The sequence below is a fragment of the Clostridium brassicae genome, assembly GCF_026738875.1.
GTDB lineage: Bacteria > Bacillota > Clostridia > Clostridiales > Clostridiaceae > Clostridium_H > Clostridium_H brassicae.
Genome location: NZ_JAPQFJ010000008.1, coordinates 106,457 through 130,651 on the forward strand (window position 1 = coordinate 106,457; position 24,195 = coordinate 130,651).

Below are 24,195 nucleotides of genomic sequence, written 5' to 3' on the forward strand. Positions count from 1 at the left end.
TTATAGAAAGATAAACATCTTTAATATATAATATAACGATAGGAATTTTTTAAAAAAATTATTATAATAATTCTATAAAAGTGTGATGATGTAATGAATAAAGATGTGGTATTAGTGTATAGATAGCGTAAAGTGAGCTACAAAAAAACAGAGACAAAGAAATTTAAGAGTATTGACATTGAAAAAGTTTACACGATAGTGTATGGGAAGAGGGGGAATTATGAGAGATAAAGATGTTTATAAAATAGAAATTAAAATTATGTTTGTACTTATATGTATAGTAGTTCTTCAAGAACCAACCATTGAAATAATTAAATTTATAGAGCATTCTATACAATTAAGAATGGGCGTAAATGAACCACATAGTATATTAAGTAGTAATAATTTTTTTCAAGCATTATTGTTTTTTGCATATTTTCACTTGATAATGCACAAAAAAATTAGATATTTCGTAAATATAAATAAAGGATTGGAGAAAATATTACAAGGAGATACTAATATAATTATTCCAGTATATTCAAGTGATGAGTTAAGTAAGCTAGCTCAGAATATAAATAGTATGGTAGATAAGTTTAAAAATTCAATTATTAAAGAAAGAAAAGCAGAACAAACAAAAATAGATCTTATAACTAGTATTTCTCATGATTTACGTACACCTCTGACTTCTATTCTAGGATATTTACAATTAATAGATAATGATGAATATAAAGATGAATTTGTGTTGCGAAGCTATGTAAATATTGTACTTAATAAAACGAAGCGGTTAAAAGTTTTAATAGATGATCTTTTTGAAGTGACAACTCTAAACAATTATGGGTTTAAAATTTCTAAGCAAAGGTTAGATATTGTGGAACTTATAAATCAACTTGTCATTGAACATAGGGTGAATTTTCGTAAGGCAAATATTAAATGTAGATTACATTTTAAAGATGAAAAAATATGCATTTTAGGAGATAGTATGAAATTGGTTAGAGCTTTTGAAAATTTAATTTTTAATTGCATAAAGTATTCCAAAACTAGTGAATTTATGGACATATTAGTAGATAAAGAAGGTGACAAAGCAATTATTGAGTTTATAAATTATGGAGAGGCAATATGTCCTTTAGATATACCTTATATTTTTAACAAGTTTTATAGGGTAGACAAGTCTCGATCAGAAGAAACAGGAGGTTCGGGCTTGGGACTGGCTATAACAAAGAATATTATAGAATTACATAATGGAAAAATAGATGTAGAAAGTAATATAAATAAAACAATATTTAAAGTAATTCTTCCTTGTTAAAATATCAAGTAATTCCTATGTTTAGATGGAGATTGTTTTATATTAGAAATTATAGTTAAGAAAAGTACTAAATATAAAATTAGAGAATAATGGAGAAGGCTATGTTTTTTAAGATATTATAAACTGTAATTTCTAAATTATGTATAAATTTGCTTGAGGGTGATAAAATGGATGAAAAAATTTTAGTTGTTGATGATGATAGAGAAATTGTCAATTTAATAGAAATATATTTAAGTAATGAAGGATATGAAGTTACAAAAGCATTTGATGGAAAGAGTGCTTTGGAAATTATTAAAAATGGTAATTTTAAATTGGTGATTTTAGATATTATGATGCCTGGATTAAATGGCTTGGAAGTTTGTAGACAAATTCGTAGAACTATGAATATTCCTATTATAATTCTTAGTGCAAAGGTACAAAATGCTGATAAAATAACAGGACTTTTAACAGGTGCAGACGACTATATAACCAAGCCTTTTGATGAACTTGAATTTACTGTGAGAGTAAAGTCTTTGCTTAGAAGAACATATTTGTTTGATAAAATACCACAAACTAAAAAAGATGCTGATACATTGAAATTAGGAGCTTTGACTATAAAGAAATCTACCCATTCAGTTTTGGTGAATGATAATCCAATTATATTGACAGCAAGAGAATTTGAGATACTATTTCTTCTTGCTAATAATCCAGGAAGAGTTTTTAGTGCGGAAGAAATATTTAAAAATGTGTGGAAGGAAAAATATTTCCAGTCAAATAATACAGTAACGGTTCACATAAGTAATATTAGAGATAAAATTGAATGCTATCTCAATGGAGAAAAGATAATTCATACTGTTTGGGGGGTAGGATATAAAATTGAAAAAGAAAAGGGGATAATGTTAAGGGAATAAATGGTGAAGAAATAGTAGTTGATTTTCAAATTAACTAAGGATATGTATTTTTGAATATTTATGCGTTACTTATTTAAAAATTATAAATTTCTATTTTCAATGAAAATTATAGAAATAAAGTGAAGATAATGAAAGAATGGATTAAGAAAATTAATCAAAAGCTTAGATGACACTATCAGTACTACGGGGTTACTGATAATACAAGGGGTGTGTGAAAAGTTATCAAAAGATTGTAAAGTGATATGGGAGATGAGGAATAATGGCTAAGATAATTTTAAAAGAATTACAAAAGATTTATGAAAATGGATTTAAAGCTGTTCATGGAATTAATTTAGAAATAAATGATGGAGAATTTATGGTATTGGTAGGACCGTCAGGTTGTGCAAAATCTACTACTTTAAGAATGGTAGCTGGACTAGAAGAAATTACAGCGGGGGAGATTTACATAGGAGATAAGTTAGTAAACAGTATTCCTCCTAAGGACAGAGGAATTGCAATGGTTTTTCAGAATTATGCATTGTATCCTCATATGACAGTTTATGAAAATATGGCTTTTTCTTTGAAAATAAAGAAAACACCAAAGGACCTAATTAGTAAGAAAATTCATGAAGCTGCAAAAATTTTAGATCTGGAAGCTGGATTAAATAGAAAACCCAAGGAATTATCAGGAGGGCAAAGACAGAGAGTAGCAGTTGGACGAGCGATTGTTCGTGATCCAGAAGTATTTCTATTTGATGAACCATTATCCAATTTAGATGCTAAATTGAGAGTACATATGAGGGTGGAAATTTCCAAACTTCATAAGAGACTTAAATCTACTATGCTATATGTTACCCATGATCAGGTAGAAGCGATGACTATGGGTGATAGAATATGCGTTATGAATTTTGGGAAAATCATGCAAGTAGATACTCCACTTAACTTATATAGTTATCCTAGAAATAAGTTTGTAGCAGATTTTATTGGTTCGCCTTCTATGAATTTTCTTCAAGGAAAGTTAATTAATAATAATGATTCTATAGTAATGAAGGTAGGAGAAATAGAATTAACACTTCCAAGGGATAAAGCTTCTAAAGTAAAAAATCATTTAGGAGAAAAAGTTTGGTTGGGAATTAGGCCGGAACATATCAATTTAAAAAAAGAAAATAATATAGCTGCTATAGATGCAACAATTGATGTTATTGAACATATGGGAAACGAATCTTGTGTATATTTTGATTTTTGGGGGAATACATTTATTGCAAAAATTGATATGAAAGATTCAAAAGAATTAAAAGTTGGTAATATAGAAAAGTTTATGATTCATATGGAATATTGTCATATTTTTGATTTGGAAGAAGAAAAAAATATATCTTTGTAATTAACTATGTTTAGTATAAATATAAAACTCTTATCCCTACTTATACTGCTTATAGGTAGAGAGTATTTTAATTTTTTTTCATAGTAATAATAAGCTTTTTATAGACTAAAATTTTATTTTTTCATTTTAAGTTGAAAGTGTTGAAACGGATTAAAAAAGTTGATTTTTATAGAAAAATCAATCAGAGTGTTCAAAAAGCCTCCAATTGTATAGAGGCTTTTACTTTTTTAGTTTTAGTAAAGTTTTAAATTTGGTCTTTATAGTCTTCCCAAACATGGCGACATATAGTTCTGTTAGTCATCTTATCAGATGTTAAGTAATTATTTTTGTATTTACATGAAGCACATTGTAGCGCATTACTTACGTATTCTTTGTAACCTTCTCTTGTAGTAGTTCTATATTTTAAAAAGCAATTATTGATGCAAACACATCCATCTAACTCTTTAACATATTGAAATCTATATTTAGTATACTTACCTTTAATATAAGGGCCTAAATGGAACCCAAAAACGCCCTGATAATTCTTATCTGAAACTTTTTTACAAAGAGGATTAGTAGAGTAACCGGCATCTGCTACTAAATATTTTGTATTAAAATTAAGTTTTTTTATTTGAGTTTCTATTTTTTCAATGAGAAAATCAACATTTTCTAGAACCTAGTCCCTTTAGCCTAGTAATTAAAATTAAAATTATGCCTAAGGCAGATACTATTAGTCCTTCTTGGTGATAAACAACAATAGGGTTATTGTTAAAAGCATATTTGATGATTTCTTTTGATGAAACATTATAACAGCGCTTTATAGCAGAAGGAGATATAAATTCTATTGTGTCTTTAGGAGTATGAATTTTAGATACATCATTATCACAAAAAGTTATTGCATCTATACTATTATCTCTAAAAGGTTTATGGTCACTAGAATCTTGAAAAAGATAGTTGAAGTATATTTTTTTACTTGAACAAGTATTAGAAATAGAGCTTATAAAATCGTTTTTCACAGAGTCATTTTTACCACCCATTATACATAATGGAACCCCTTTGTCACTGCCAATCATGTCAAAATTGAAAACTTTACTATTCTTTATATAATTTTTATATTTTTTCACAAAGTTATCAGAACCTAGACATCCAAATTCTTCAGCGTTAAAGCCTACAAACAATATATTTTTTTCTGGTGTACCGAGAGATTTGATGTATTTCATCATTTCTAGCATAAAAGCAGTTCCGGAAGCATTATCAAGAGCTCCTTTATATACAGTATCTTTCAAATCTGCTCCCAAATGATCAAAATGGGATGAGATTATTATTGGATTAGAATCTTTATCTTTACCTTCTATATATCCCATTATGTTTTTAGCTGTAGTATTTTTGTTTATAAATGGAATAAAACAATTTATATTGTATCCTTTTGATAAATATTTTTTTATGTCTAACAGAGTTTGTTGAGACACCATTATACACATACTCCAAGGGTCAGTACTAATAAATGAACTTCTAAATTCAAGATTAGAGTTATTAGGTGTGTAGAATAAAAAATGGTCAGAATTTTGTTTTAGTTGTATAGATGAATTATTTTCTACGATTAATGGATTCTTATTGTTAAAGCTAAAAGTGTTATTTTTAAAATTTAACATATCTTCTTTATAATCCTTACCATATGAGAATTCCTTTACAATATTCTGAGAATTATCGGTTATATTTAGAGAGGGATCTTTTTTTATTTTATGAGGATATACTATCTGAAAAATTTGTTCATAATCTCCCATGAATGGTTTGAGATTATTGTTTATAAATTCAAGCTTTATATATTCTTCTACTTGTTTATTTTCAAGACTTCCTGTAAGTCTACCTTTAAAATCTTCAGAAGACAAGAATGAAATATTATTCATAACATTTTTTACATTAAACTTATGTACAGTAGTATAGGTTTTAAAACAAATGCAGAATATTATTAATAAAAAACATAAGACAAATTGGTTTAGAGCTTTTTTCATAAACTACTCCTTAAAAATTAGTATATATATAGTTATGAAAGGATAAAATGTTATATGATGGAATATTGGACTTTTAGTCTGTAATATTGTAAAATAACGGATGGTAGCTATGAGACAAATTTAATTTATAAGTGTTTAACATTCAGGAATGGAGGATATTATGACAAGTAATATTAATGAAAAATTAGTTAAGGAATTTAATATAAGTATAAAACAAGTTAATAGTGTGATTGAGCTTTTAGATGACGGAAATACTGTGCCGTTTATCGCAAGGTATAGAAAAGAAAAGACAGGTGGGTTAGATGATATAATTTTAAGAAATTTTGCAGAAAGACTTACATATTTAAGAAACCTAGAAGATAGAAAAGCAGATGTTATAAGAATAATAGGGGAACAAGATAAGCTTACGGATGAATTAAAGAAAGCTATAGAAAAATGTGAAACTTTAACTGAAGTTGAAGATATGTATAGACCATATAAACCTAAAAAAAGAACAAGAGCTATTATTGCGGAAGAGAGAGGATTAAAACCTTTAGCTGAAACTATATGGGAAGGAAATTTTAAAGAGAGTATTGAAGAATTTGCACAAAAGTATATAGACGAAGAAAAAGGGGTAAATTCAATAGAGGATGCTATTAATGGAGCAAAAGATATTATTGCAGAAATAATTTCAGATGAAGCAGAATTTAGAAAATGGATAAGGGAGTATGTACGCAGACAAGGATCTATTGAATGTAGTGGAGAAAGTGAAGAAGCAACTCCTTATGAAATGTATTACAAATATTCTGAGCCAGTAAGAAATATACCTTCGCATAGAATTCTTGCAATAAATAGAGGAGAAAAAGAGAAAGTTTTATCTGTTAAAGTTACCTGTGATATGGATAAAATAGTAGAGTTTTTAAATAGAACTTGTTTGAAAAATAATGACATTACAGATAAATACATAAAGCAAGCTACAGAGGATTCATTAAAGAGACTAATATATCCTTCTATAGAAAGAGAAATTAGGTCAGAGCTTACAGATAAAGCAGAAGAAGGTGCTATAGAAGTTTTCAAAGCAAATTTAAAAGCACTTTTGATGCAGTCTCCTATAAAAGGTAAAGTCGTTCTTGGATATGATCCTGGATTTAGAACAGGATGTAAAATAGCTGTATTAGATGATACTGGTAAACTTCTTGATACAGCTACAGTATATGCTACAGCTCCACAAAATGATGTAGAAGGTTCAATAAAAATACTTAAGGAATTAGTGTATAAGCATAATGTTGAAGTTGTCGCTCTTGGAAATGGGACTGCTAGTCGTGAATCAGAAGATGTACTAGCACAACTTATAGATGAAGTCAAAAAGGAAAAGGGTAAGGAATTATTCTATGTTGTTGTATCGGAGGCGGGAGCTTCTGTTTATTCAGCGTCAGAACTTGCATCTAAAGAGTATCCAGATATAAATGTTTCTATAAGAGGAGCAATATCTATCGGACGTAGATTACAAGATCCAATGGCGGAGCTTGTAAAGATAGATCCTAAATCAATAGGGGTAGGACAATACCAACATGATGTAACGGCAAAAAGATTAGATGAATCTTTAGCAGGTGTTGTAGAAGATTCAGTTAATAGTGTAGGAGTAGATCTTAATATTGCAACACCTTCCCTTTTAGCCTATGTATCAGGAATTAATGCATCTATAGCACAGAATGTAGTGAGCTATAGAGAAGAAAATGGTAAGTTTAAAAGTAGAAAAGAACTTTTAAAAGTTAAGAGATTAGGACCAAAAGCTTTTGAACAATGTGCAGGTTTCTTGAGAGTGCCAGAAGGTGAAGAGGTTTTAGATAATACATCAGTTCATCCGGAGTCATATAAAGCGGCAAAAAAACTTTTAAGTAAAATAGGATATACTGATGAAGAAGTAAGATCAGGGAAGATAAACGATATTGATGCTAAAGTTAGTACAATAGGAATTGAAAATTTAGCTTCAGAACTAGAAATAGGTGTACCAACTCTTATGGACATAATAAAAGAGATTAAAAAACCAGGACGTGATCCTAGAGAAGAACTTCCAAAACCAATATTTAAAAAAGGAATAGTTGATATAAATCAATTAAAGCCAGGGATGTCTCTAACTGGGACTGTAAGAAATGTAGCTGATTTTGGAGCTTTTGTAGATATAGGTGTTCATCAAGATGGACTAGTTCATATAAGTCAATTATCGGATAGTTTTGTAAAACACCCATTAGATGTTGTAAAGGTTGGGGATATAGTAGAGGTTAGAGTATTAGAGATTGATGAAAAAAGAGGTAGAATATCTCTTTCTATGAGAGAATAATTATTTATTTAGTTGTATTTTAAAATATATTTATGTATAATAAAGTTATAAATTTAATAATATAAGTTTGTATCTTCAGGGCAGGGTGTGATTCCCGACCGGCGGTATAGTCCGCGAGCTACGTTGATGTAGTTGATCTGGTTAAATTCCAGAACCGACAGTATATAGTCTGGATGGTAGAAGATATTGGTTTTGATATATGTGATTTTTTGCCCTGACGAATCTTGTCAGGGTTTTTTATTTATATCTACCAAACCCTTGGAGATTATTCATAATAAGGGGGAAATAATATGAAACAAACAAATTTAAACAAAATGATTAAGATTTCGCTTTTATCTGTAATGGCATTTATACTCATGTTTTTAGAGTTCCCACTACCGATTTTTCCAAGCTTCCTACAGATTGATTTAAGTGATCTTCCTGCACTCTTAGGTACTTTTGCGTTGGGTCCGGTAGCTGGTGTGTTTATTGAATTATTTAAAAATGTACTTCACATAGTTTTTAAAGGAACACAGACTGGATTTGTAGGAGAATTCGCAAACTTTTTAGTTGGATCAATCTTTGTGGTAACAGCAGGTATATTATATAGAATTAAAAAATCTAGAAAAACAGCTGTTTTAGGATTACTTACAGGAACAGTTATTATGTCATTATGTGCATCAGTACTTAACTATGCAGTTTTATTACCTTTGTATGCAAAAGCGTTTAAAGCTCCAATAGAAGCTTTTGTAGGGATGGGAGCAGCAATAAATTCGAATATAAGAAGCGTTAAGGATTTAGTGTTATTGTCAATATTACCATTTAACTTATTAAAAGGTATTATAGTGTCATTAATAACTTTCCCAATATATAAGAATGTTTCCCCAATGCTTCATAACGAGGAAATATTAAAAGATAATGGAAAAAGTGCATGGAATAACTAATGAGAAATAATATTATTAAAATTAAATGAAATAAAAAGATTTGGTACAGAAGTTGATTATGTTTCTGTACCAAATCTTTTTTATTTAAAATGGTCTAGTTAACAAGAGCTCACAATTTTAAAATTACACAGATATATGTAAGGATTATTATTCATTACTTAGCAATACATTTCTTTTCCACATAACTACTGCATCTATATTGTTCTCATAGTAATTTTTTCTTAAACCCTCTTCTATAAATCCAAATTTTTTATATAAATTTATGGCCGGAGTATTATTAAAGCGTACTTCTAATGTTATAGATGGTACATTACGTTGTTTACATAGGTGTATTATTTCATTCATTAATATATTTCCACAACCAATATTTCTATAATCTGGATGTACAGCTATATTAGTTATGTGTGCTTCATCTATAATAAGCCATATTCCTACATATCCTATAACTTTATTTTTTTTCTTCAACACTATGTACTTTGAAAATTTATTTTTTATTTCATTTTGAAGTGATTCTAAACTCCATGGAGGATTAAAACAAAGGTTATTTATATTTAAAACCTCAGAAGTATCTTTTTCTTCAATAAAGGATATTTCAAAATCATTCATCTACACTCATTCCTGTTCTATTTTCGTATTCTCTTTCTGCTTGAGGTTTTCTGATATAAATAGGTGAAAAACTTAATATGTTATCACTATGACCATTTAATAGCGATAATAAACCGAGTTCTCCTAAAGAAGATGCCTTTGCAACATTTAAATGAATAGGAGCTAAATTTACTTTTTCAAAGCTTTCTCTTAATTTTGCGCTAAATTTTGGAAGGGCATCTCCAATGAAAGTAATGTTAGATGGTTCATATTTTTTAATGATTGAAATTAATTCATCTATATGTATGGCCATGTAATCTGTTAGTCTTTCTAATTTTTCTCCATTAAATTTATATAAAGCCGTATATACATTGTCTCTTAATGCATCCATTATAGGACATATAATCCCAGAAGTATATGCTAAATTATATGCAAGGGCATCTAAGGTTGAGATGCCCACAAAAGGTTTTTTGGTTCCTTGAGCCAATCCTTTTATTGTAGCAATTCCAATTCTTAAGCCTGTAAAAGAACCAGGTCCTTTGGATACAACAAAACCATCTATATCTTTTATGGTTAAATTTAAATTTTTCAATAAATAATCTATTTGTGGCATTAAAATAATGGAATGTTGCTTTTTATCATTAAGAGTTATTTCTCCAAGTAGGTTATTATTTTCTAATATTGCACAAGTGGCACTTGTTGTAGATGAATCTAAACTGAGAATTCTCATATTTTAATCTCCTTTACATAATTATATCTATCACCATTATAATTAAGAATAATTTTTCTACAGTTTATTCCCTTATCAGGAAGTTTTTCTATAGTTATTCTTAGGTGCTCAGAAGGTATTAATTCTTCTATATAGTTTGCCCATTCAATGATACTTACCCCATCACCAAAAATATATTCATCAAATCCTATAGCTTCAATTTCATCTGGATCATTAACTCTATATACATCAAAATGATATAGTTTAATTCTACCATTATGTTCATTTACTATATTAAAAGTTGGACTTGTTATATAATCTTGTACTTGAAGACCTTGTGCTATGCCTTTAGTTATGTGAGTTTTACCTGTTCCTAAGTCACCAATAAGACATATTATATCTCCCTTATTTACTTTTTCGCCTATTTGAACGCCGAGAGACATAGTTTCTTCTAAGCTATTGACTATGAATTCCATAAGTATTCACTCCCATTAAAATATTTATTTTATGTCTACTACTATTAATATTTTAAATATATTCTTATTCTAACACAATGTCTTTTAAATATTTTAACGCATTTTTACAGATATAGTTATTTTGTGACATTTCATCCATTATAGATATAGTTTTATCTATATTCAATCCTTCCCTATAGGGTCTATCTTCAGTTAATGCTTGATATATATCACATATAGCTATAATTCTGGATTCTTCTGACAGTTCATGTGCATTAAGCCTATTAGGATATCCAGTGCCATCTAATTTTTCATGATGATTAGAAGCCCACCCACTTATTTCAGGTATATCTTCAATTTTATTTAATATTATTGCTGTATAGTATACATGGCTCTTTATTATAGAAAATTCATCCATAGTTAAGGGACCATTTTTATCTAAAATTTTTGAAGGAATAGCTAATTTACCAATGTCATGAAGAAGACCAGCGATCTTCATTTTTATGCATTTTTCATCTGAGTATCCTATATGTTTTGAGATTTTGTAAGCTAAATCTGCAATTCCTTTTGAGTGTGTAGCAGTAAATTTACTTTTAGAATCTATTATTCGTGAAAAAATCTCAGCTATTTTTTCGAATTCCTGTAGATTCAAGTAAATATCTAATTGAGGGGCATTATATAGAAGGATGTAATCTATAAAAGCAACATTTTCAATATCAAACCAAAAGCTATCTTTTTTTGATAAATTAAGGAATGCATTTACTATCTGTGTTGAGAATATTATATTTTCCTTTGATTTTATCCATTCTGTAATATAATCTCTTTGTTTAAAAGAAGGAACTTTTTCTTTATAAGATAACTCTATAAGGTCAGCTATTCTTATAACTTGGCTTATAATAGGAATTTCATCTTTTTTTAGTCCCATAGCCCCTGTACCGTTATAATTTTCATGGTGATACAAAATAATATCTGAAATATCGTTAAATATAGGAAATGGATTTAATATATTTGCGCCATCAACACAGTGTTGTTTTATAAATTTTTCAGAAGTATGGTTTTTGGTTAAACTAACTGAAGATGTAACACCTATATCATGTAAAAGAGAAGATATATATACACATTGCATAGCTTTTTTATCCAAATTTAGTTCGGTAGCTATTTTAATAGCGATATAGGCTGTTCTTTTAGAGTGATGGAAAAATTCATGTTCTGAATAATTTATTTTTGATATATTTTCTATAACATAAGTATCTTCTATAGAATTTATTTCTGCAAGATCAAGTGCTATAGACATAGCTAATATTGTTTTATCTAAATTTACTTTCATATTCTATACTCCTTTGAAATTATAAGCATATTATTCCAAAATAATTCTAACACATTATCTTAAATTATAAAATAATGCTAACTGAGAAAATTACATAATTCCAAAACTTGCATGTAGCATTTAGAATTTCTAATTATTTAGTTTTTGTAACTAATAAATAGTCTATTTAAAAATATTTTTAAATAGAAGGATATATACATATTAATATAGAAATAAAAATATATCATTATTAAAGATGATAGAGGGGGTTTTATTATGTTAGTGAGTAATTTGCTATTAAGTAAGGAAAAATTAACTACTATATCACCTTATGAGTGTACAAAAAAGGCCCTTGAATTAATTAATAAAAATAAGACTTTGTCTATTCCGGTATGTATTGGAGATAAATTTTATGGTTATATAGCAAAAGTAAATATATATGAATTTTTATTAGAAAAGTTAGAAGATAGAGAAAAGTTACTGTTAAATACGCAAGTAAAAGAGTTAATGAAAAAAGACATACCAATTGTAAGACCTAATGAAGAATTAGAAGATGTAACTCCGTTGCTTGCAAAACGTAATATACCATTTGTAGGAGTAGTTGATAAATACAATAAGTTTCATGGTATAATAACATATAAAGCAATATTTCATGAGTTTACAGAAATATTAGGTGTAAATCAAGGCAGAAGAATGTCCATAATAACTCACGAATACAAAGGACAGCTTTCAAAAATTACAAAAATAATAGCACAGAATAAAGGTGATGTTATAAGTATTGTAGTTTTTAATCCTAAAAGTGCCTTTAATTTAAGAGAAATTGTTGTGAGAATTGAGGAAGAAAATTTTGATATAATATTAAGAAAATTAAAAGAAGCTGGATTTAATGTTGAAATTTAATTAAGATTTTAGAATTAAGGTTTTAGAATTATGGTTTTGGGATTTAAAAATAGAATTCCAAAGCCATAATTAAAGAAAATAAAAAAAACTATTGCATATATTGGAGAATCATGCTATAATAATTTTCGTGTCGAAGGGGTATGGCTCAATTGGTAGAGTAGTGGTCTCCAAAACCATTGGTTCCGGGTTCGAGTCCTGGTGCCCCTGCCAGATGTAAAGCCTGTGAATTCAACGGTTCACAGGCTTTTGTAATATATTTTTTTCTTAGTGATTTTAGTGTTTTGGTTGTCTTTTGGTTGTCTAAATTAAAACACATAATTAAATCACTATTTTTTTATAAAAAATTTTCGGCTTTAGAAACTTCATTTCTTTGCATATCTGTATTAACGTGACTATACGTATCTAAGGTAAAACTTACAGTACTATGACCTAATCTTTCTGAAATTACTTTTGGATTAGTTCCTAACTTTAATAATAAAGTTGCATGAGTATGTCTTAAATCATGAAATCTTATTTTAGGAAGATTATATTTTTCTAAAAGTTTGGGGAAATGCTGACTTATATAATGAGGATCTATAGGCCTTCCATCCGCCCAACATAAAACATAATCTAAATTTATTCCATATTTTAATTTTCTTTGCAAGGCTTCTTTTTTTAATCCATTTAAAAAAGTGATAGTAGTATTTAAAAGGGTTACTATTCTACTTGAATTTTTTGTTTTAGGTTCCTTTAAAGACAATTTCCCATTTATCCTTTGTAATGTTTTGTTAACTCTCATAGTACCATTTATAAAGTCTATATCTTCCCATTTTAAAGCACATAATTCTCCAACTCTCAATCCAGTATGAATAGCTAACAAAATAGGAGCATATAAAAATTCTGTTTTATCTATAGTTTCCAAATAAAAGTTTATTTCATCTGGTTGCCAATATTTCATCTCTTTTTTAGTTGATTTAGGAGGAGTAACTAAATCGCAAGGATTAGTGTGTATTAATTGCCATTGTTGTGCATGCTTTAATGATAGATGTAACATTCTATGAGTTTTAATTACTGTATTATTAGAAATTTTTCTATCAGATATTAGTTTCTCATAAAATTTTTGAATTATCATAGGATTCAACTTTGATAATTTGTATTTCCCAATGTACTTGGTTATATCCCTTATAAAAAATTCATATCTTTTATATGTACTTGGCGAACAATTATTTTTGGGGTAAGTTTCCATCCAGTATTGCATATATTCTTTAGTAGTCATTTTATCATTTGCTAGTATAGTGCCTTTTTCAATTTGTGTGATAGTTTCTGCTAGAGCTGCTTCACATTCCTTTTTAGTTTTGAACCCTCTTTTCCTTTTATATTTTTTCTTGTTGTTTTCGTCAATACCTACATAAACAAAGTAACTCCATGTTGAACCTTCTTTTCTTACAGTGCCTTTCAAAATATTACCTCCTTATTGAACTTATGTTCGGTGAACAGGTGAAGAAATACCATCAGTAATATACTATCAAGATTTCTTCTTGGTTTTTTTCAAGGGATACAATAGTCTATATACAAGTCTATTGTTCGTTCTTACTTATGAGTTTCTTCTTCAAAAATATCAATCATTTTTAGAAGTTTTTCTCTATCACTTTTAGAAATTTTTTTTATTTTACTAAGTATAAGTTTAAGGTCATCTTCAAGTTGGTCAATATTATCATTTTCTGTTAAATTATCTTTAAAAAACTTTTGTGCTGAAATACCTAGTGAAGATGCAATTGATTGTAAGACTTCTATACTTGGATTGTATCTTCCATTTTCAATGTCAGCTAAATATGAACGAGAAATGTTGGCCTTTTGAGCCAATTCCTTTTGAGTTAACCCTTGATCTTTTCTAACTGTTTTAATATTTTCACCTATAGACATTTTTTAATTCTCCTTTCAAAATGTCGTATTCACCGACTATATATTATTATAATGTTACAGGTACGGAAATACAATACATTAAAAGACGGAAATACAAGTAATAAAATGCAATATGACGGAATAACAAGTAATTACAAGGTGTTTTAATTAAATGCTCTAGAATGCTCTTAAATACTTTTTTACTTTTTGACGGAAATACAATACAATCAACATGAAAGGAGGGCACAATATGACAAAATTTGATAAACAAAAAATAATAGGGAAAACAATAAAAGACAAAAGAAGAAAAATGAAGCTGACACAGTTAGAAGTAGCTGAAAAAACAGATTTGTCAAGAAATTATATATCAGATATTGAAAATGGAAGATATATGCCAAGTGTAAATACGCTCATTAAACTTGTTGATTTTTTAGGCATGGATCTTAATTTTTTAACAAGTTTGACGGAAATACAAGTATGAAAGGGGTGTGCTAAATGTTTTCTCCACAGAAATTTGCCAAGGAATGTGGATTGTCTTACAACCAAGTTTTGCAAATGTGTAAAACTAAAGAGATTAATGCTTTAGAGACAGAAGGTGGACATTTCAAAATTCCACCAAAAGAATTGGACAAATTTAAAAATAGTGATCATGTAAGCAAGGATGAATATCTAAAAGTTATTAGAGAAAATGAAAGACTTAGAACGGTGATAGAACAATTTAAAAATTATGTACTTAACTTAAAAATTGGATAAAAAGACAATGATAGTTAAAGATATTGCTAAAATTCATAAGAAAGAGGTCGCAGAATTTAGATATTATAAATTAGTTATTCTATCAACAAAAGTTGTATTGCAACATAGGATAAAAATTATTTAATTACTAATACTAATCTAGTGATAAGCACTAGGAGGTATGAATATTAAATGGGTAAAAAAATAAAAAAACAAGAAATTAAAGTAAGAATAATAAATAAGAGTGGAAGAGATTTAAATAAAGAGTTAACCCAGTATATGGCTAAGCTATATTTAGAGGGCAAACTTAAGCTTTAGTTACATTCATAGCACAAGTCATGTACTAATGTAGTACAAGCTAGGAGGTAATAAAAATGGAACAGTTAAAAGAAAAACTTTATAAATACATGGAGCTATATGGAAATTTAGATTCAAGGACAGTAGAAGTAAGTCAAGAGTTAGACAAGCTAATAGTAAAAAAGATGAAAGGAGAAAAGGTAATTTGATATTATGTCCTATTGGTAATTGTTCAGAAGGTAGAACAATTTGTTGTTTATATTGTTTAAAAAGAAAAGAATGTTTAAATGCCTGTAATAGAACAAATCAGAGTTGTTATTTTGATAAAGATCCAATAGATAAAAAAAGAGCTGCCAAAGCAGCCAAATAAATTTAAAGTCCAATTAAATTTTAAAGGAAAGTGGGAAGATTGTAAAGGTGGAAGATAAATACAAGGAAGTATTAGAAGAAGTATTAATTAATCTTAGATCAATAGACTCGCCTAATCCAGGAGATAGTTATATCAATGATTCTATAAAAATAATTAGTGAGATACTTAAGGAGGAAAAATAAATGGCAAAAGAAATAGTTTTAAGTTCTTTAAAAATAAAAAACTTTAAAGGTATAAAAGATTTAGAAATAGATTTTGGACAAGTTACTAATATATATGGAGAAAATGGAGTAGGAAAAACCACAATACAAGATGCTTTCAATTTCTTATTATTCGATAAGGATTCTAAAGATAGCACAAAATTTGATGTTCAGCCATTAGATCAGGACAATAATCCAATTCACAATTTAGAAACGATTATACAAGCAACAATGGATATTGATAGCAGAGAAGTAGTTTTAAAGAGAGTATATAAAGAAAAATATAGCAAGGTAAGAGGAACAGCTAAGACGGAATTTAAGGGATATGAAAGCAAATACTATGTAAATGAAGTTCCGAAGAAAGTAACAGAATATAAAGAATTCATATCACAATTAATGGATGAACAATTATTCAAATTAATTACTAATCCAATGTATTTTGCAAACTTGGCATGGAAAGACAGGAGAGCAATTATAACGGAGATTGTTGGAGACTTGGACAATAATGTTGTTCTTGATTCTAAAAAGAATTTAGAACCACTAAGAAGCCATTTAGATGATAAATCTTTGAATGACTTTATGAAAGCTAATAGATCTAAAATAAATGAATTAAAGAAAGACAGGGCACAAATACCAAGTAGGATTGATGAGGTAAATAATAGTATTCAAGAATTTGATTTTGATGCAATAGACTTCAAAGTAAGAGAAGTTTCTGGAGCAATAAAAAATATAGATGATAAGCTTCAGGATAAAAGTAAGGTTAATGAAGGTTTATTTAAATTAAAAACAGATTTAATGGAGAAAAAAAGTAAATTAACAGAACTAGAATATGAAATTAAATCTAATGTTAATAAACCTAAAATGGAATTTGAAGCAAAAGTTAGAAGTGTGGAAGTAAATATAAGGCATTTAGAAAGTGACTTAGAAAATTTAATAGAAGAAGAAACAAGAGAAAATAATTTAATTAAAATGCTTAAAGATAGAAGAGAAATATTATTAGAAAAATATAAAAAAATAAAAAATTCTTCTTTTGAATTTGATGAAGAAAGCTGCATATGCCCTACATGTAAAAGAAAATTTGAAGCTAATGATATAGAAGTGAAAAGAACAGAATTAGAAAGCAATTTTAATCAAGATAAAGCGAATAGGTTAAAAGAGAATATTGAAGAAGGCAGAGCTACAGCTAATCAATTAAAAGTGAAATCTGCTTTAGTCGAAAAAATAGCGAAAAAAATAGCTGATAAAAAAGAAATATTTGAAGCTACTAAAAAATCACTTATAGCACTTAAAGAAAAATTAAATAAATTTAATCCAATACAAGTTGAGGAACCTAAAGAAATCAAAATAATAAAAAATGAAATCAAATCTTTGATTACTCAAATTGAAAATTTTAAAGCTGAAGATGTATCTGAGTTAAAACAAAAGAAGCAAGAATTGCAATTACAGCTTCAGCAATTAGATAAACAATTAACTTATAAGGAGTTAAATGAAAAGGCTAAGTCTAGGATTAAAGAACTTGAAGAAGAAGAAAACAGACTAAGTGAGAAAATAGCTGAATTAGAAGGGTTAGAAATGTTAAGTGAAGAGTTTATTAGAACTAAAGTTGAGTTGTTAGAAGAAAAAGTTAATAGTAAGTTTAAATATGTGAAATTTAAAATGTTCAATAATCAAATTAACGGGGGATTAGAGGAATGTTGTGAGCCTTGCATTAATGGTGTGCCATTTACAAGCAATTTGAATACAGCTGCTAAAATTAACGCTGGATTAGACATTATAAATACTTTATGTAGTCATTATGGTGTACAAGCTCCCATTTTTATAGATAATAGAGAATCAGTTAATCAGCTTATAGAAACTAATTCTCAAATTATTAATCTTATTGTAAGTAAAGATAAAAAATTAAAAATGGAGGTAATGCAAAATGCCTAAATTAACAATTAAAGATATTAGAGAATATCAAGACAGGATAAATATTGTACGAGCTAATGGATTTAAAGCTAAAGATTTTAAAAAATTAGGTAGGGAAATAAGAGATAAATTTAATCTTACTGATAGACAAGCAATTAGTATTTTAAATGGTAATTCAGATGAAATATTAAAAATATTAGAATTGGAGGATATGTAAATGGTAGAAAATAAAAATAGTGCTTTAGCATTATTAGAAAAAGAAATGGTATATAACGTTGGAGAGGAAGAAGTTAGGTTAACAGGAAATATTGTTAAAAATTACTTAGCAAAAGGCAACAAACAAATAACCAATAGAGAAGTAGTTGTATTTATGAATTTATGTAAATATAGAAAATTAAATCCTTTCTTGAATGAAGCTTACTTAGTTAAGTTTAAAGATGAAGCACAGATTGTTACTGGTAAAGAAGCTTTTATGCGAAAAGCAGAAGAGAGTCCAAACTATAAAGGACATAGAGCTGGAATAATTGTAATGAGAGAAAAACAAATAACTGAATTAGAAGGGTGCTTCAAACTTAAGACAGATATTTTACTTGGTGGTTGGGCTGAAGTTTTTGTTGAAGGTAAATCTCACCCAGTAGTTGCAAAAGTAAGTCTTGATGAATATAACAAAGGACAAAGCACATGGAGGGCAATGCCATCCACAATGATTAGAAAGGTAGCTTTAGTACAAGCATTAAGAGAAGCTTTTCCAAGTGATATAGGAGCAATGTATAGTAATGAAGAATTGGGAGTTGATGAAACAAAAATAGTTAATGTGCAACATGAGGTTAAAGAAGAAATCAAAGAAGAAGCCAATCAAGAAGTAATAGATATAGATGATACAGCTCCAGTAGAAGAGAAAAAAGAAGAACAAGAGGAAATTGAAGCAGTAGATGTTGAAGTTGTTGAGGGAAAGGATGATGAAGAGGAGGCGCCTTATTAAAATGATTAAAGTATTAGCCTCAGGAAGTAAAGGAAACTGTTACATCATTCAGGCAGGGGAAGAAAAGCTTTTGCTTGAGTGTGGAATTGATTGGAGAAATATACTCAAAGGTTTAAATTACAATATTAAAGGAGTTAAAGGGTGTTTGATAAGTCATAAACATTCAGATCATTGCAGAAGCTTTAGAAAAGTTTTAGATAGTATAACAAAGATATATGCGCCATTAGAAGTAGCAGAGAAATACAATTGTAAAGCAAATAGAAAAGTAAGGATAGTTCAAAATAAAGATAAATTTTTAATAGGTAATTTCACAATTCTAGCTTTTAATTGTCAACATACAGATTCAGATGGGGCAGAATGTGAAAATCTAGGATATTTAATACAGCACCCACAGCTAGGCAAGATATTATTTGCGACAGATACTTATTATTTAAAGTATAAATTCAAAAATGTGGACCATGCATTGGTTGAATGTAACTATTCAGAAAAATATATGGAGGACTTGGAGCCATACCAAATAAGAACCTTTAAATCACATATGAGTTTAGAAACATTAAAAGATACATTAAAAAGTTGGGATTTATCTAATACCAAAACAATTACATTGATTCACTTGTCAGAAAACAATGGGAATCCCGCAGAGTTTAAAAAAGAAATAGAATCGTTAACTGGTATACCAACTTATGTTGCAGAGCCAGGGTTAGAAATAAGTTAGGAGGTTTTAAGCATGAGAGATATAAAGGAAGTTAAAGAAAAAATAATTAATCTTTTAACTAGTGTAGAAAGAAAAGGAATAGATAGAGTTATTAAATATCTGGAGGAAAGTGACTTCTTTGTCGCTCCTGCCTCTACTAGATTTCATGGAAATTATCAGGGTGGATTAGCAGAGCATAGCCTAAATGTTTATGAGTTATTTAAAGAAAAAAATGAAAGATATGACTTTGGATTAAGTGAAGATACTGTAAAAATTGGTTCATTACTACATGATATATGTAAAGTTAATTTTTATACCGTATATGATAAAAATGTGAATATAGCAGGAGCAGGAGAAAAACCTAAATGGGTAAAACAACCAGCTTATGGAGTTAAAGATGATTTACCTATAGGTCATGGTGAAAAATCAGTAATAAGATTATTGCAGTTTATAAATTTAACTAAATATGAAATATTTATAATTAGATGGCATATGGGTGGATTTGAACCAAAAGAAAACTTAAATAATATTAGTTTATCTTGGAATATGTGTAATGCAGCTGTGGCACTTCATACTGCAGATTTAGAATCTAGTTATATCCTAGAGGAGCATTTTGAACCTGGAGAAAATAAAAATCAAACTAAATTAAGAGGGGCGAGATAATGAATAGATGTGTATTTGTAGGAAGACTAACAAGAGATCCTGAACTTAATTTTTTACCCGGAAACGGTAATGCAGTATGTAAATTTACATTAGCGGTAAATAGACCACAATTTGATAAAAGTAAACCGCAAGAAGCTGATTTTATTAACTGCACATGTTTTGGTAAAAGGGCGGAAGCTATAGCAAACTATGTCTTTAAAGGACATAGGTTTGGAGTTGAAGGAGCATTAAGAATTAATAAATATGTAGATAAAGATGGAAATAATCGATGGAGTACTGAAATATTAATTTCTGACTTTGAATTTATGCAAGATAAAACTGGAGGCGTTGCGACCACTAACAATGGATCATCTGTAGAATATGATGAGGGAATTACAGAAATTGATGATGGGGATATTCCATTTTAAAAAGGAGAAATAAAGAATGTTTAAAAGAGGTATGCAATTAAAAATAAGGTTTAAGCTTGGTAATGGAAAAGGAATTAAAACCTTTAAGGGCAAGATAGTTATCTTAACCAAGCACTTTGTAGTATTACAAGGGGAACATTACAAAACAAGTTTTAAATTTTCCGATTTTAAATGTGGAGCTGCAGTAGTAATTTAAAAAAAGGAGTGAGAAAAAATGAATAGGTTTAAAACTTATGAAATTATAAAGTTATTAGAAGAACATCCTAAAAGCAAATATAAGGATAGCAAAAATAGAATTATAGAAAATGTAAAAGGTAAGGTTGTAGTTACATTTGAAGGTACATTTGAATCTTTAGACATAAATGAGACGTGGACACAGTGTCAAGAACCTACATTTTTTATAGATGCGGTTAATAGTGGTAAAAAAATTAGATTTGATGATATAGGAAGCTTTCATACTGTACAAGAAATTTTAAACATACTTACTGAAGAATATTTCGAAGAGCAGATTATAAATAAACTAAATAAAAAATGTTGGTATGTTAATTCGTAAAATTTGTAGATTATGCAACATCAAAAGGAGTGAAAATATTGATTAGGATTATAATTACTCGTATTCCTGCTTAGCAGGTTAGAAGGTGTGAGGATATACGGTCCAATAGATTAGCAATCCTACAGAAAGTAGCACCGTAAATGTGTGAAATATTGATGTAAAATTTCCCTAGGTTGCGTGGAGGTATGCTAAAACCAAAGCTTGGGAAGCATGGGGAATTACCTTTCTAGCGTAAATGCAATACGTTAGAAGGGGTATGAGTGAAAGAAAAACATATAGTTAGTTTTAGTGGTGGCAAAGATTCAACTTGTTTATTACTAAAAATGATTGAAAAAAATATGCAAATAGATGAAATAATTATGTGTGATACAGGAATGGAGTTCCCAGAAATGTATGAACATGTGGATAAAGTCAGCAAAATGATAAACAGAAAAATTACAATTTTAAAGGCTGAAAAAAGCTTTGAACACATGATGTTAGAACATAAGAAAAGAAATGGAAAAATAGGTTACGCATGGCCGAGCATGATGAATAGATGGTGCACTAGTTATCTAAAGAAAGATGTTGTCAGGAGATATTTAAGGCAATATGAAAAGCAAAGCTTCAAAGTAACTGAATATCATGGGATAGCTTTAGATGAAGCACATAGAGCTGAGAAGAACAAAGAGAAGAATGTTAAATACCCTCTTATAGAGTGGGGGTTAATCGAGAAGGATTGCCTAAGTTATTGTTATTTTAAAGGACTTAATTGGAATGGGTTATATAAGCAATTTAAAAGAGTTAGTTGTTGGTGTTGTCCATTACAAAGCTTAAGGGAATTAAAGAGTTTATACAAGTATCACAGGCCTTTATGGGAACAGTTAAAGGATATGGATAAGCAAAGCTGGAATAAATTTAGGTTAGATTACACATTAGAGCAATTAGAAGAAAGATTTAATAAGGAGATTTGGTGGGAAGAACATCAAATTAAAATGTGTATCTAATAAGTCACAATATAAAAGCAATATGACTAAAGGATAAACTAAGGATTAGTAAATAAAAAGAGAGCTGTTAGTTTGGACAACCCTCAGCTCTCTTGAAAAATACTACTAGAGACATTATAGCATTAAAAGTGTCTCAGTGGCAATACAGGAGGAAAATATGTACAGTACAAATAGTAAAGATGAAGTAGTAATAAAACTAGTAGGTAAGTTATCTTTGGAGTTCCCAGAGATAGATCAGTTGAAAGTTAGAACTATAGCAGAGGAAGTGCTTTACAAATATGATGTATTGCCACAAGAGACAGCTTTAGTAGCAAGTGATATAGAAGAAAAATTAGCTATCTATTTAGCAAGTAAAAAGCTAGATGGACTTAGTTCTCAAACGCTAAAAAATTATCAATACAATCTTTTAAAATTTGCGGATTACTTAAGAAAACCTTTGAGTTCTATCAATTCTATGGATTTAAGGATGTTTTTAACAGCTAGATGTAAGAACATGAAACAAACTAGTACAAATGGTCAAATATCTATCTTGAAAAGTTTTTTCGGGTGGCTTCATATGGAGGAATATATCCCTAAAAATCCAGCTCAAAAGCTAAAACAGACTAAAGAGCCTAAAAGGTTGAGACATCCGCTTACAGAAGAAGAAGTTGAGTTGTTGAGACAAGCATGTATAACAGAAAGAGAGCAAGCATTATTAGAGTTTATATATAGCACTGGGTGCAGATTATCAGAAGTAGTTAATATAAATAAAAATTCTATAAACTGGCATGAAATGACACTATGTGTAATCGGAAAAGGTAATAAGGAAAGGGAAGTATGTTTCAGCACAAAGGCAAAAGTACTTCTAAAAAAGTACTTACTTACAAGAAAAGATAATAACCCAGCATTGTTTGTCACTTCAAAGAAACCTCATAGCAGGTTAGGAGGCAGAAGCATACAAAGAGAAATAAAAAAGATTTCTTTACAAGCAGGATTTCAAAAGTCAGTATTTCCTCACCTATTCCGCCACAGTTTTGCAACTCATAAACTAAATAATGGGATGCCGCTCCATATAGTGCAGTATCTTATGGGACATGAAACGCCAGCTACTACGGAGATTTATTCTCAAGTAAGTAAAGAAAATGTGCTACATGAATATAAGAAAATTTCTTAAATAAATAGAAACAAGGAGTTATTTGGTCTTTGTTGTAATCTTTCATTATCAAATGACAGTCAATTGAGAGGTGAAAAAATGAAATATAGATTTACAGATTCAGAACTTAAAAAAATACTGAAAAATATAGTAATAGTTGTTGATACTAGAGAACAGATCAATCAACACATACTAGATTATTTTGATGACAAAAAGAAGAAATATATTGTTCAAAAGTTAGATCAGGGAGATTATTCAGCTTATATAGAAAGTAATGAAGAAACAAAACCTTTAGGGGTAAGTAGAAACTGGTATTTTTCAGACCAAATTGTAGTTGAAAGGAAAGCATCTGTTGATGAAATTATAGGGAATTTTGTTGATAGAGATAGACTAGAAAATGAATTTTTGAGGTTAGATAAATATGAAACTAAAACCATATTCCTAATAGAAGATAAAAATGGTTATGAAAAAATTCTTAAAGGTAAATATAGGAGTCAATATAGACCAGTAAGTGCTATTGGAACAATGGAAACATTTATAGCGAGGTATGGGTTAAATCTACAATTTATAGACAAGCAATATAGTGGATTTAAGATATACCAAACCTTATATTATCATATAAGAGAAATACTAAAGAATAAGGGATATATAGAGGAGCAGCGACCTGTATAG

General features: G+C 28.8%; 30 protein-coding genes, 1 tRNA gene, 1 pseudogene and 1 riboswitch. Of the genes and pseudogenes, 24 read left to right on the top strand and 8 right to left on the bottom strand.

The genetic code is table 11. The features are described from left to right. Positions 1–220 precede the first annotated feature (220 nt). The 3 genes from OW729_RS09385 to OW729_RS09395 all read left to right on the top strand — a co-directional run bounded on the left by OW729_RS09385 (position 221) and on the right by OW729_RS09395 (position 3,532). Positions 221–1,282, top strand: a complete 1,062-nt coding sequence (locus tag OW729_RS09385; RefSeq protein WP_268061233.1) for a sensor histidine kinase — start codon at positions 221–223, stop codon at positions 1,280–1,282. Between the two features lie 167 nt (positions 1,283–1,449). Continuing rightward, entirely contained in the window at positions 1,450–2,172 is a 723-nt protein-coding gene (locus tag OW729_RS09390) for a response regulator transcription factor (RefSeq protein WP_268061234.1), read from the top strand. A 259-nt stretch (positions 2,173–2,431) separates the two neighbouring features. Beyond that, entirely contained in the window at positions 2,432–3,532 is a 1,101-nt protein-coding gene (locus OW729_RS09395; protein WP_268061235.1) for an ABC transporter ATP-binding protein, read from the top strand. A 247-nt stretch (positions 3,533–3,779) separates the two neighbouring features. Here the strand turns inward: OW729_RS09395 and OW729_RS09400 are convergent. Both OW729_RS09400 and OW729_RS19420 read right to left on the bottom strand, forming a co-directional pair. Continuing rightward, positions 3,780–4,157: pseudogene (locus tag OW729_RS09400) on the bottom strand (IS5/IS1182 family transposase); the annotation flags it as partial. Positions 4,158–4,170: 13 nt separating this feature from the next. Beyond that, the gene (locus OW729_RS19420; RefSeq protein WP_326498370.1) at positions 4,171–5,523 is read right to left on the bottom strand and encodes a M28 family metallopeptidase; all 1,353 of its coding nucleotides are present in this window, start codon (positions 5,521–5,523) and stop codon (positions 4,171–4,173) included. 160 nt (positions 5,524–5,683) lie between these two features. Between OW729_RS19420 and OW729_RS09410 the strand changes: the two genes are divergently transcribed. Further along, positions 5,684–7,843, top strand: a complete 2,160-nt coding sequence (locus tag OW729_RS09410; RefSeq protein ID WP_268061236.1) for a Tex family protein — start codon at positions 5,684–5,686, stop codon at positions 7,841–7,843. A gap of 67 nt (positions 7,844–7,910) precedes the next feature. Beyond that, positions 7,911–8,032: riboswitch (FMN riboswitch) on the top strand. A 101-nt stretch (positions 8,033–8,133) separates the two neighbouring features. Then, complete coding sequence (locus OW729_RS09415) at positions 8,134–8,766, top strand: ECF transporter S component (RefSeq protein ID WP_268061237.1); 633 nt, start codon at positions 8,134–8,136, stop codon at positions 8,764–8,766. Positions 8,767–8,913: 147 nt separating this feature from the next. Here OW729_RS09415 and rimI read toward each other — a convergent pair whose 3' ends face one another. From rimI to OW729_RS09435, 4 genes are all read right to left on the bottom strand, one after another. After that, the gene (gene rimI, locus OW729_RS09420; protein ID WP_268061238.1) at positions 8,914–9,372 is read right to left on the bottom strand and encodes a ribosomal protein S18-alanine N-acetyltransferase; all 459 of its coding nucleotides are present in this window, start codon (positions 9,370–9,372) and stop codon (positions 8,914–8,916) included. Further along, complete coding sequence (tsaB, locus tag OW729_RS09425) at positions 9,365–10,081, bottom strand: tRNA (adenosine(37)-N6)-threonylcarbamoyltransferase complex dimerization subunit type 1 TsaB (RefSeq protein ID WP_268061239.1); 717 nt, start codon at positions 10,079–10,081, stop codon at positions 9,365–9,367. Before tsaB ends, rimI begins: the two co-directional genes overlap by 8 nt. Then, entirely contained in the window at positions 10,078–10,536 is a 459-nt protein-coding gene (gene tsaE / locus OW729_RS09430; protein WP_268061240.1) for a tRNA (adenosine(37)-N6)-threonylcarbamoyltransferase complex ATPase subunit type 1 TsaE, read from the bottom strand. Before tsaE ends, tsaB begins: the two co-directional genes overlap by 4 nt. 64 nt (positions 10,537–10,600) lie before the next feature. Beyond that, positions 10,601–11,842, bottom strand: a complete 1,242-nt coding sequence (locus OW729_RS09435; protein ID WP_268061241.1) for an HD-GYP domain-containing protein — start codon at positions 11,840–11,842, stop codon at positions 10,601–10,603. Positions 11,843–12,097: 255 nt separating this feature from the next. On the opposite strand from OW729_RS09435, the gene OW729_RS09440 reads away from it, so the two are divergent. After that, on the top strand, positions 12,098–12,721 hold the full coding sequence (locus tag OW729_RS09440; protein ID WP_268061242.1) for a CBS domain-containing protein: 624 nt from the start codon (positions 12,098–12,100) through the stop codon (positions 12,719–12,721). A gap of 134 nt (positions 12,722–12,855) precedes the next feature. Further along, a tRNA-Trp gene (locus OW729_RS09445) sits at positions 12,856–12,931 on the top strand. Between the two features lie 124 nt (positions 12,932–13,055). Here the strand turns inward: OW729_RS09445 and OW729_RS09450 are convergent. Beyond that, positions 13,056–14,159 carry a tyrosine-type recombinase/integrase gene (locus OW729_RS09450; protein WP_268061243.1) on the bottom strand — a complete coding sequence of 368 codons (1,104 nt, stop codon included), beginning with the start codon at positions 14,157–14,159 and terminating at the stop codon, positions 13,056–13,058. Positions 14,160–14,290: 131 nt separating this feature from the next. Then, positions 14,291–14,623: a helix-turn-helix domain-containing protein gene (locus OW729_RS09455; protein ID WP_268061244.1), complete on the bottom strand. Its 333-nt coding sequence runs from the start codon at positions 14,621–14,623 to the stop codon at positions 14,291–14,293. A 229-nt stretch (positions 14,624–14,852) separates the two neighbouring features. Between OW729_RS09455 and OW729_RS09460 the strand changes: the two genes are divergently transcribed. The 17 genes from OW729_RS09460 to OW729_RS09540 all read left to right on the top strand — a co-directional run bounded on the left by OW729_RS09460 (position 14,853) and on the right by OW729_RS09540 (position 24,195). After that, positions 14,853–15,083 (top strand): helix-turn-helix domain-containing protein, encoded by a 231-nt coding sequence (locus tag OW729_RS09460; protein WP_268061245.1) that lies wholly within the window; start codon positions 14,853–14,855, stop codon positions 15,081–15,083. Between the two features lie 14 nt (positions 15,084–15,097). After that, a complete protein-coding gene (locus OW729_RS09465) occupies positions 15,098–15,355 on the top strand; it encodes a DNA-binding protein (protein WP_268061246.1) in 258 nt (85 codons plus the stop codon). Between the two features lie 171 nt (positions 15,356–15,526). After that, positions 15,527–15,652: a hypothetical protein gene (locus tag OW729_RS09470; RefSeq protein WP_268061247.1), complete on the top strand. Its 126-nt coding sequence runs from the start codon at positions 15,527–15,529 to the stop codon at positions 15,650–15,652. Between the two features lie 56 nt (positions 15,653–15,708). Continuing rightward, positions 15,709–15,840, top strand: coding sequence for an aspartyl-phosphate phosphatase Spo0E family protein (locus OW729_RS09475; RefSeq protein WP_268061248.1), 132 nt, complete (start codon positions 15,709–15,711; stop codon positions 15,838–15,840). Then, positions 15,837–16,001, top strand: coding sequence for a hypothetical protein (locus OW729_RS09480; protein ID WP_268061249.1), 165 nt, complete (start codon positions 15,837–15,839; stop codon positions 15,999–16,001). Before OW729_RS09475 ends, OW729_RS09480 begins: the two co-directional genes overlap by 4 nt. Positions 16,002–16,048: 47 nt before the next feature. Continuing rightward, entirely contained in the window at positions 16,049–16,183 is a 135-nt protein-coding gene (locus tag OW729_RS09485) for a hypothetical protein (protein WP_268061250.1), read from the top strand. Beyond that, the gene (locus OW729_RS09490; protein ID WP_268061251.1) at positions 16,184–18,130 is read left to right on the top strand and encodes a DUF2813 domain-containing protein; all 1,947 of its coding nucleotides are present in this window, start codon (positions 16,184–16,186) and stop codon (positions 18,128–18,130) included. It abuts the gene before it with no gap. Further along, positions 18,123–18,326: a hypothetical protein gene (locus OW729_RS09495; protein ID WP_268061252.1), complete on the top strand. Its 204-nt coding sequence runs from the start codon at positions 18,123–18,125 to the stop codon at positions 18,324–18,326. The genes OW729_RS09490 and OW729_RS09495 overlap by 8 nt, the downstream gene beginning before the upstream one ends. Further along, a complete protein-coding gene (gene bet / locus OW729_RS09500) occupies positions 18,327–19,091 on the top strand; it encodes a phage recombination protein Bet (RefSeq protein WP_268061253.1) in 765 nt (254 codons plus the stop codon). A gap of 1 nt (position 19,092) precedes the next feature. Further along, positions 19,093–19,806 (top strand): MBL fold metallo-hydrolase, encoded by a 714-nt coding sequence (locus OW729_RS09505; RefSeq protein ID WP_268061254.1) that lies wholly within the window; start codon positions 19,093–19,095, stop codon positions 19,804–19,806. Positions 19,807–19,818: 12 nt separating this feature from the next. Continuing rightward, positions 19,819–20,448, top strand: coding sequence for an HD domain-containing protein (locus tag OW729_RS09510; protein ID WP_268061255.1), 630 nt, complete (start codon positions 19,819–19,821; stop codon positions 20,446–20,448). Next, positions 20,448–20,855 (top strand): single-stranded DNA-binding protein, encoded by a 408-nt coding sequence (locus OW729_RS09515; RefSeq protein ID WP_268061256.1) that lies wholly within the window; start codon positions 20,448–20,450, stop codon positions 20,853–20,855. The genes OW729_RS09510 and OW729_RS09515 overlap by 1 nt, the downstream gene beginning before the upstream one ends. A 16-nt stretch (positions 20,856–20,871) precedes the next feature. Then, the gene (locus OW729_RS09520) at positions 20,872–21,051 is read left to right on the top strand and encodes a hypothetical protein (protein WP_268061257.1); all 180 of its coding nucleotides are present in this window, start codon (positions 20,872–20,874) and stop codon (positions 21,049–21,051) included. 18 nt (positions 21,052–21,069) lie between these two features. Continuing rightward, a complete protein-coding gene (locus OW729_RS09525) occupies positions 21,070–21,408 on the top strand; it encodes a hypothetical protein (RefSeq protein WP_268061258.1) in 339 nt (112 codons plus the stop codon). Positions 21,409–21,668: 260 nt separating this feature from the next. Further along, positions 21,669–22,391: a phosphoadenosine phosphosulfate reductase family protein gene (locus OW729_RS09530; RefSeq protein WP_268061259.1), complete on the top strand. Its 723-nt coding sequence runs from the start codon at positions 21,669–21,671 to the stop codon at positions 22,389–22,391. Positions 22,392–22,548: 157 nt separating this feature from the next. Next, a complete protein-coding gene (gene xerA / locus OW729_RS09535) occupies positions 22,549–23,544 on the top strand; it encodes a site-specific tyrosine recombinase/integron integrase (protein ID WP_268061260.1) in 996 nt (331 codons plus the stop codon). A gap of 78 nt (positions 23,545–23,622) precedes the next feature. Then, positions 23,623–24,195 carry an ERCC4 domain-containing protein gene (locus OW729_RS09540; protein ID WP_268061261.1) on the top strand — a complete coding sequence of 191 codons (573 nt, stop codon included), beginning with the start codon at positions 23,623–23,625 and terminating at the stop codon, positions 24,193–24,195.

Excerpts from the sequence above, each read along its gene's own strand:
- OW729_RS09385 (WP_268061233.1), top strand. The coding sequence starts at position 221 with ATGAGAGATAAAGATGTTTATAAAATAGAAATTAAAATTATGTTTGTA.
- OW729_RS09390 (WP_268061234.1), top strand. The coding sequence starts at position 1,450 with ATGGATGAAAAAATTTTAGTTGTTGATGATGATAGAGAAATTGTCAAT.
- OW729_RS09395 (WP_268061235.1), top strand. The coding sequence starts at position 2,432 with ATGGCTAAGATAATTTTAAAAGAATTACAAAAGATTTATGAAAATGGA.
- OW729_RS19420 (WP_326498370.1), bottom strand. The coding sequence starts at position 5,523 with ATGAAAAAAGCTCTAAACCAATTTGTCTTATGTTTTTTATTAATAATA.
- OW729_RS09410 (WP_268061236.1), top strand. The coding sequence starts at position 5,684 with ATGACAAGTAATATTAATGAAAAATTAGTTAAGGAATTTAATATAAGT.
- OW729_RS09415 (WP_268061237.1), top strand. The coding sequence starts at position 8,134 with ATGAAACAAACAAATTTAAACAAAATGATTAAGATTTCGCTTTTATCT.
- rimI (WP_268061238.1), bottom strand. The coding sequence starts at position 9,372 with ATGAATGATTTTGAAATATCCTTTATTGAAGAAAAAGATACTTCTGAG.
- tsaB (WP_268061239.1), bottom strand. The coding sequence starts at position 10,081 with ATGAGAATTCTCAGTTTAGATTCATCTACAACAAGTGCCACTTGTGCA.
- tsaE (WP_268061240.1), bottom strand. The coding sequence starts at position 10,536 with ATGGAATTCATAGTCAATAGCTTAGAAGAAACTATGTCTCTCGGCGTT.
- OW729_RS09435 (WP_268061241.1), bottom strand. The coding sequence starts at position 11,842 with ATGAAAGTAAATTTAGATAAAACAATATTAGCTATGTCTATAGCACTT.
- OW729_RS09440 (WP_268061242.1), top strand. The coding sequence starts at position 12,098 with ATGTTAGTGAGTAATTTGCTATTAAGTAAGGAAAAATTAACTACTATA.
- OW729_RS09455 (WP_268061244.1), bottom strand. The coding sequence starts at position 14,623 with ATGTCTATAGGTGAAAATATTAAAACAGTTAGAAAAGATCAAGGGTTA.
- OW729_RS09460 (WP_268061245.1), top strand. The coding sequence starts at position 14,853 with ATGACAAAATTTGATAAACAAAAAATAATAGGGAAAACAATAAAAGAC.
- OW729_RS09465 (WP_268061246.1), top strand. The coding sequence starts at position 15,098 with ATGTTTTCTCCACAGAAATTTGCCAAGGAATGTGGATTGTCTTACAAC.
- OW729_RS09470 (WP_268061247.1), top strand. The coding sequence starts at position 15,527 with ATGGGTAAAAAAATAAAAAAACAAGAAATTAAAGTAAGAATAATAAAT.
- OW729_RS09475 (WP_268061248.1), top strand. The coding sequence starts at position 15,709 with ATGGAACAGTTAAAAGAAAAACTTTATAAATACATGGAGCTATATGGA.
- OW729_RS09490 (WP_268061251.1), top strand. The coding sequence starts at position 16,184 with ATGGCAAAAGAAATAGTTTTAAGTTCTTTAAAAATAAAAAACTTTAAA.
- OW729_RS09495 (WP_268061252.1), top strand. The coding sequence starts at position 18,123 with ATGCCTAAATTAACAATTAAAGATATTAGAGAATATCAAGACAGGATA.
- bet (WP_268061253.1), top strand. The coding sequence starts at position 18,327 with ATGGTAGAAAATAAAAATAGTGCTTTAGCATTATTAGAAAAAGAAATG.
- OW729_RS09505 (WP_268061254.1), top strand. The coding sequence starts at position 19,093 with ATGATTAAAGTATTAGCCTCAGGAAGTAAAGGAAACTGTTACATCATT.
- OW729_RS09510 (WP_268061255.1), top strand. The coding sequence starts at position 19,819 with ATGAGAGATATAAAGGAAGTTAAAGAAAAAATAATTAATCTTTTAACT.
- OW729_RS09515 (WP_268061256.1), top strand. The coding sequence starts at position 20,448 with ATGAATAGATGTGTATTTGTAGGAAGACTAACAAGAGATCCTGAACTT.
- OW729_RS09520 (WP_268061257.1), top strand. The coding sequence starts at position 20,872 with ATGTTTAAAAGAGGTATGCAATTAAAAATAAGGTTTAAGCTTGGTAAT.
- OW729_RS09525 (WP_268061258.1), top strand. The coding sequence starts at position 21,070 with ATGAATAGGTTTAAAACTTATGAAATTATAAAGTTATTAGAAGAACAT.
- xerA (WP_268061260.1), top strand. The coding sequence starts at position 22,549 with ATGTACAGTACAAATAGTAAAGATGAAGTAGTAATAAAACTAGTAGGT.
- OW729_RS09540 (WP_268061261.1), top strand. The coding sequence starts at position 23,623 with ATGAAATATAGATTTACAGATTCAGAACTTAAAAAAATACTGAAAAAT.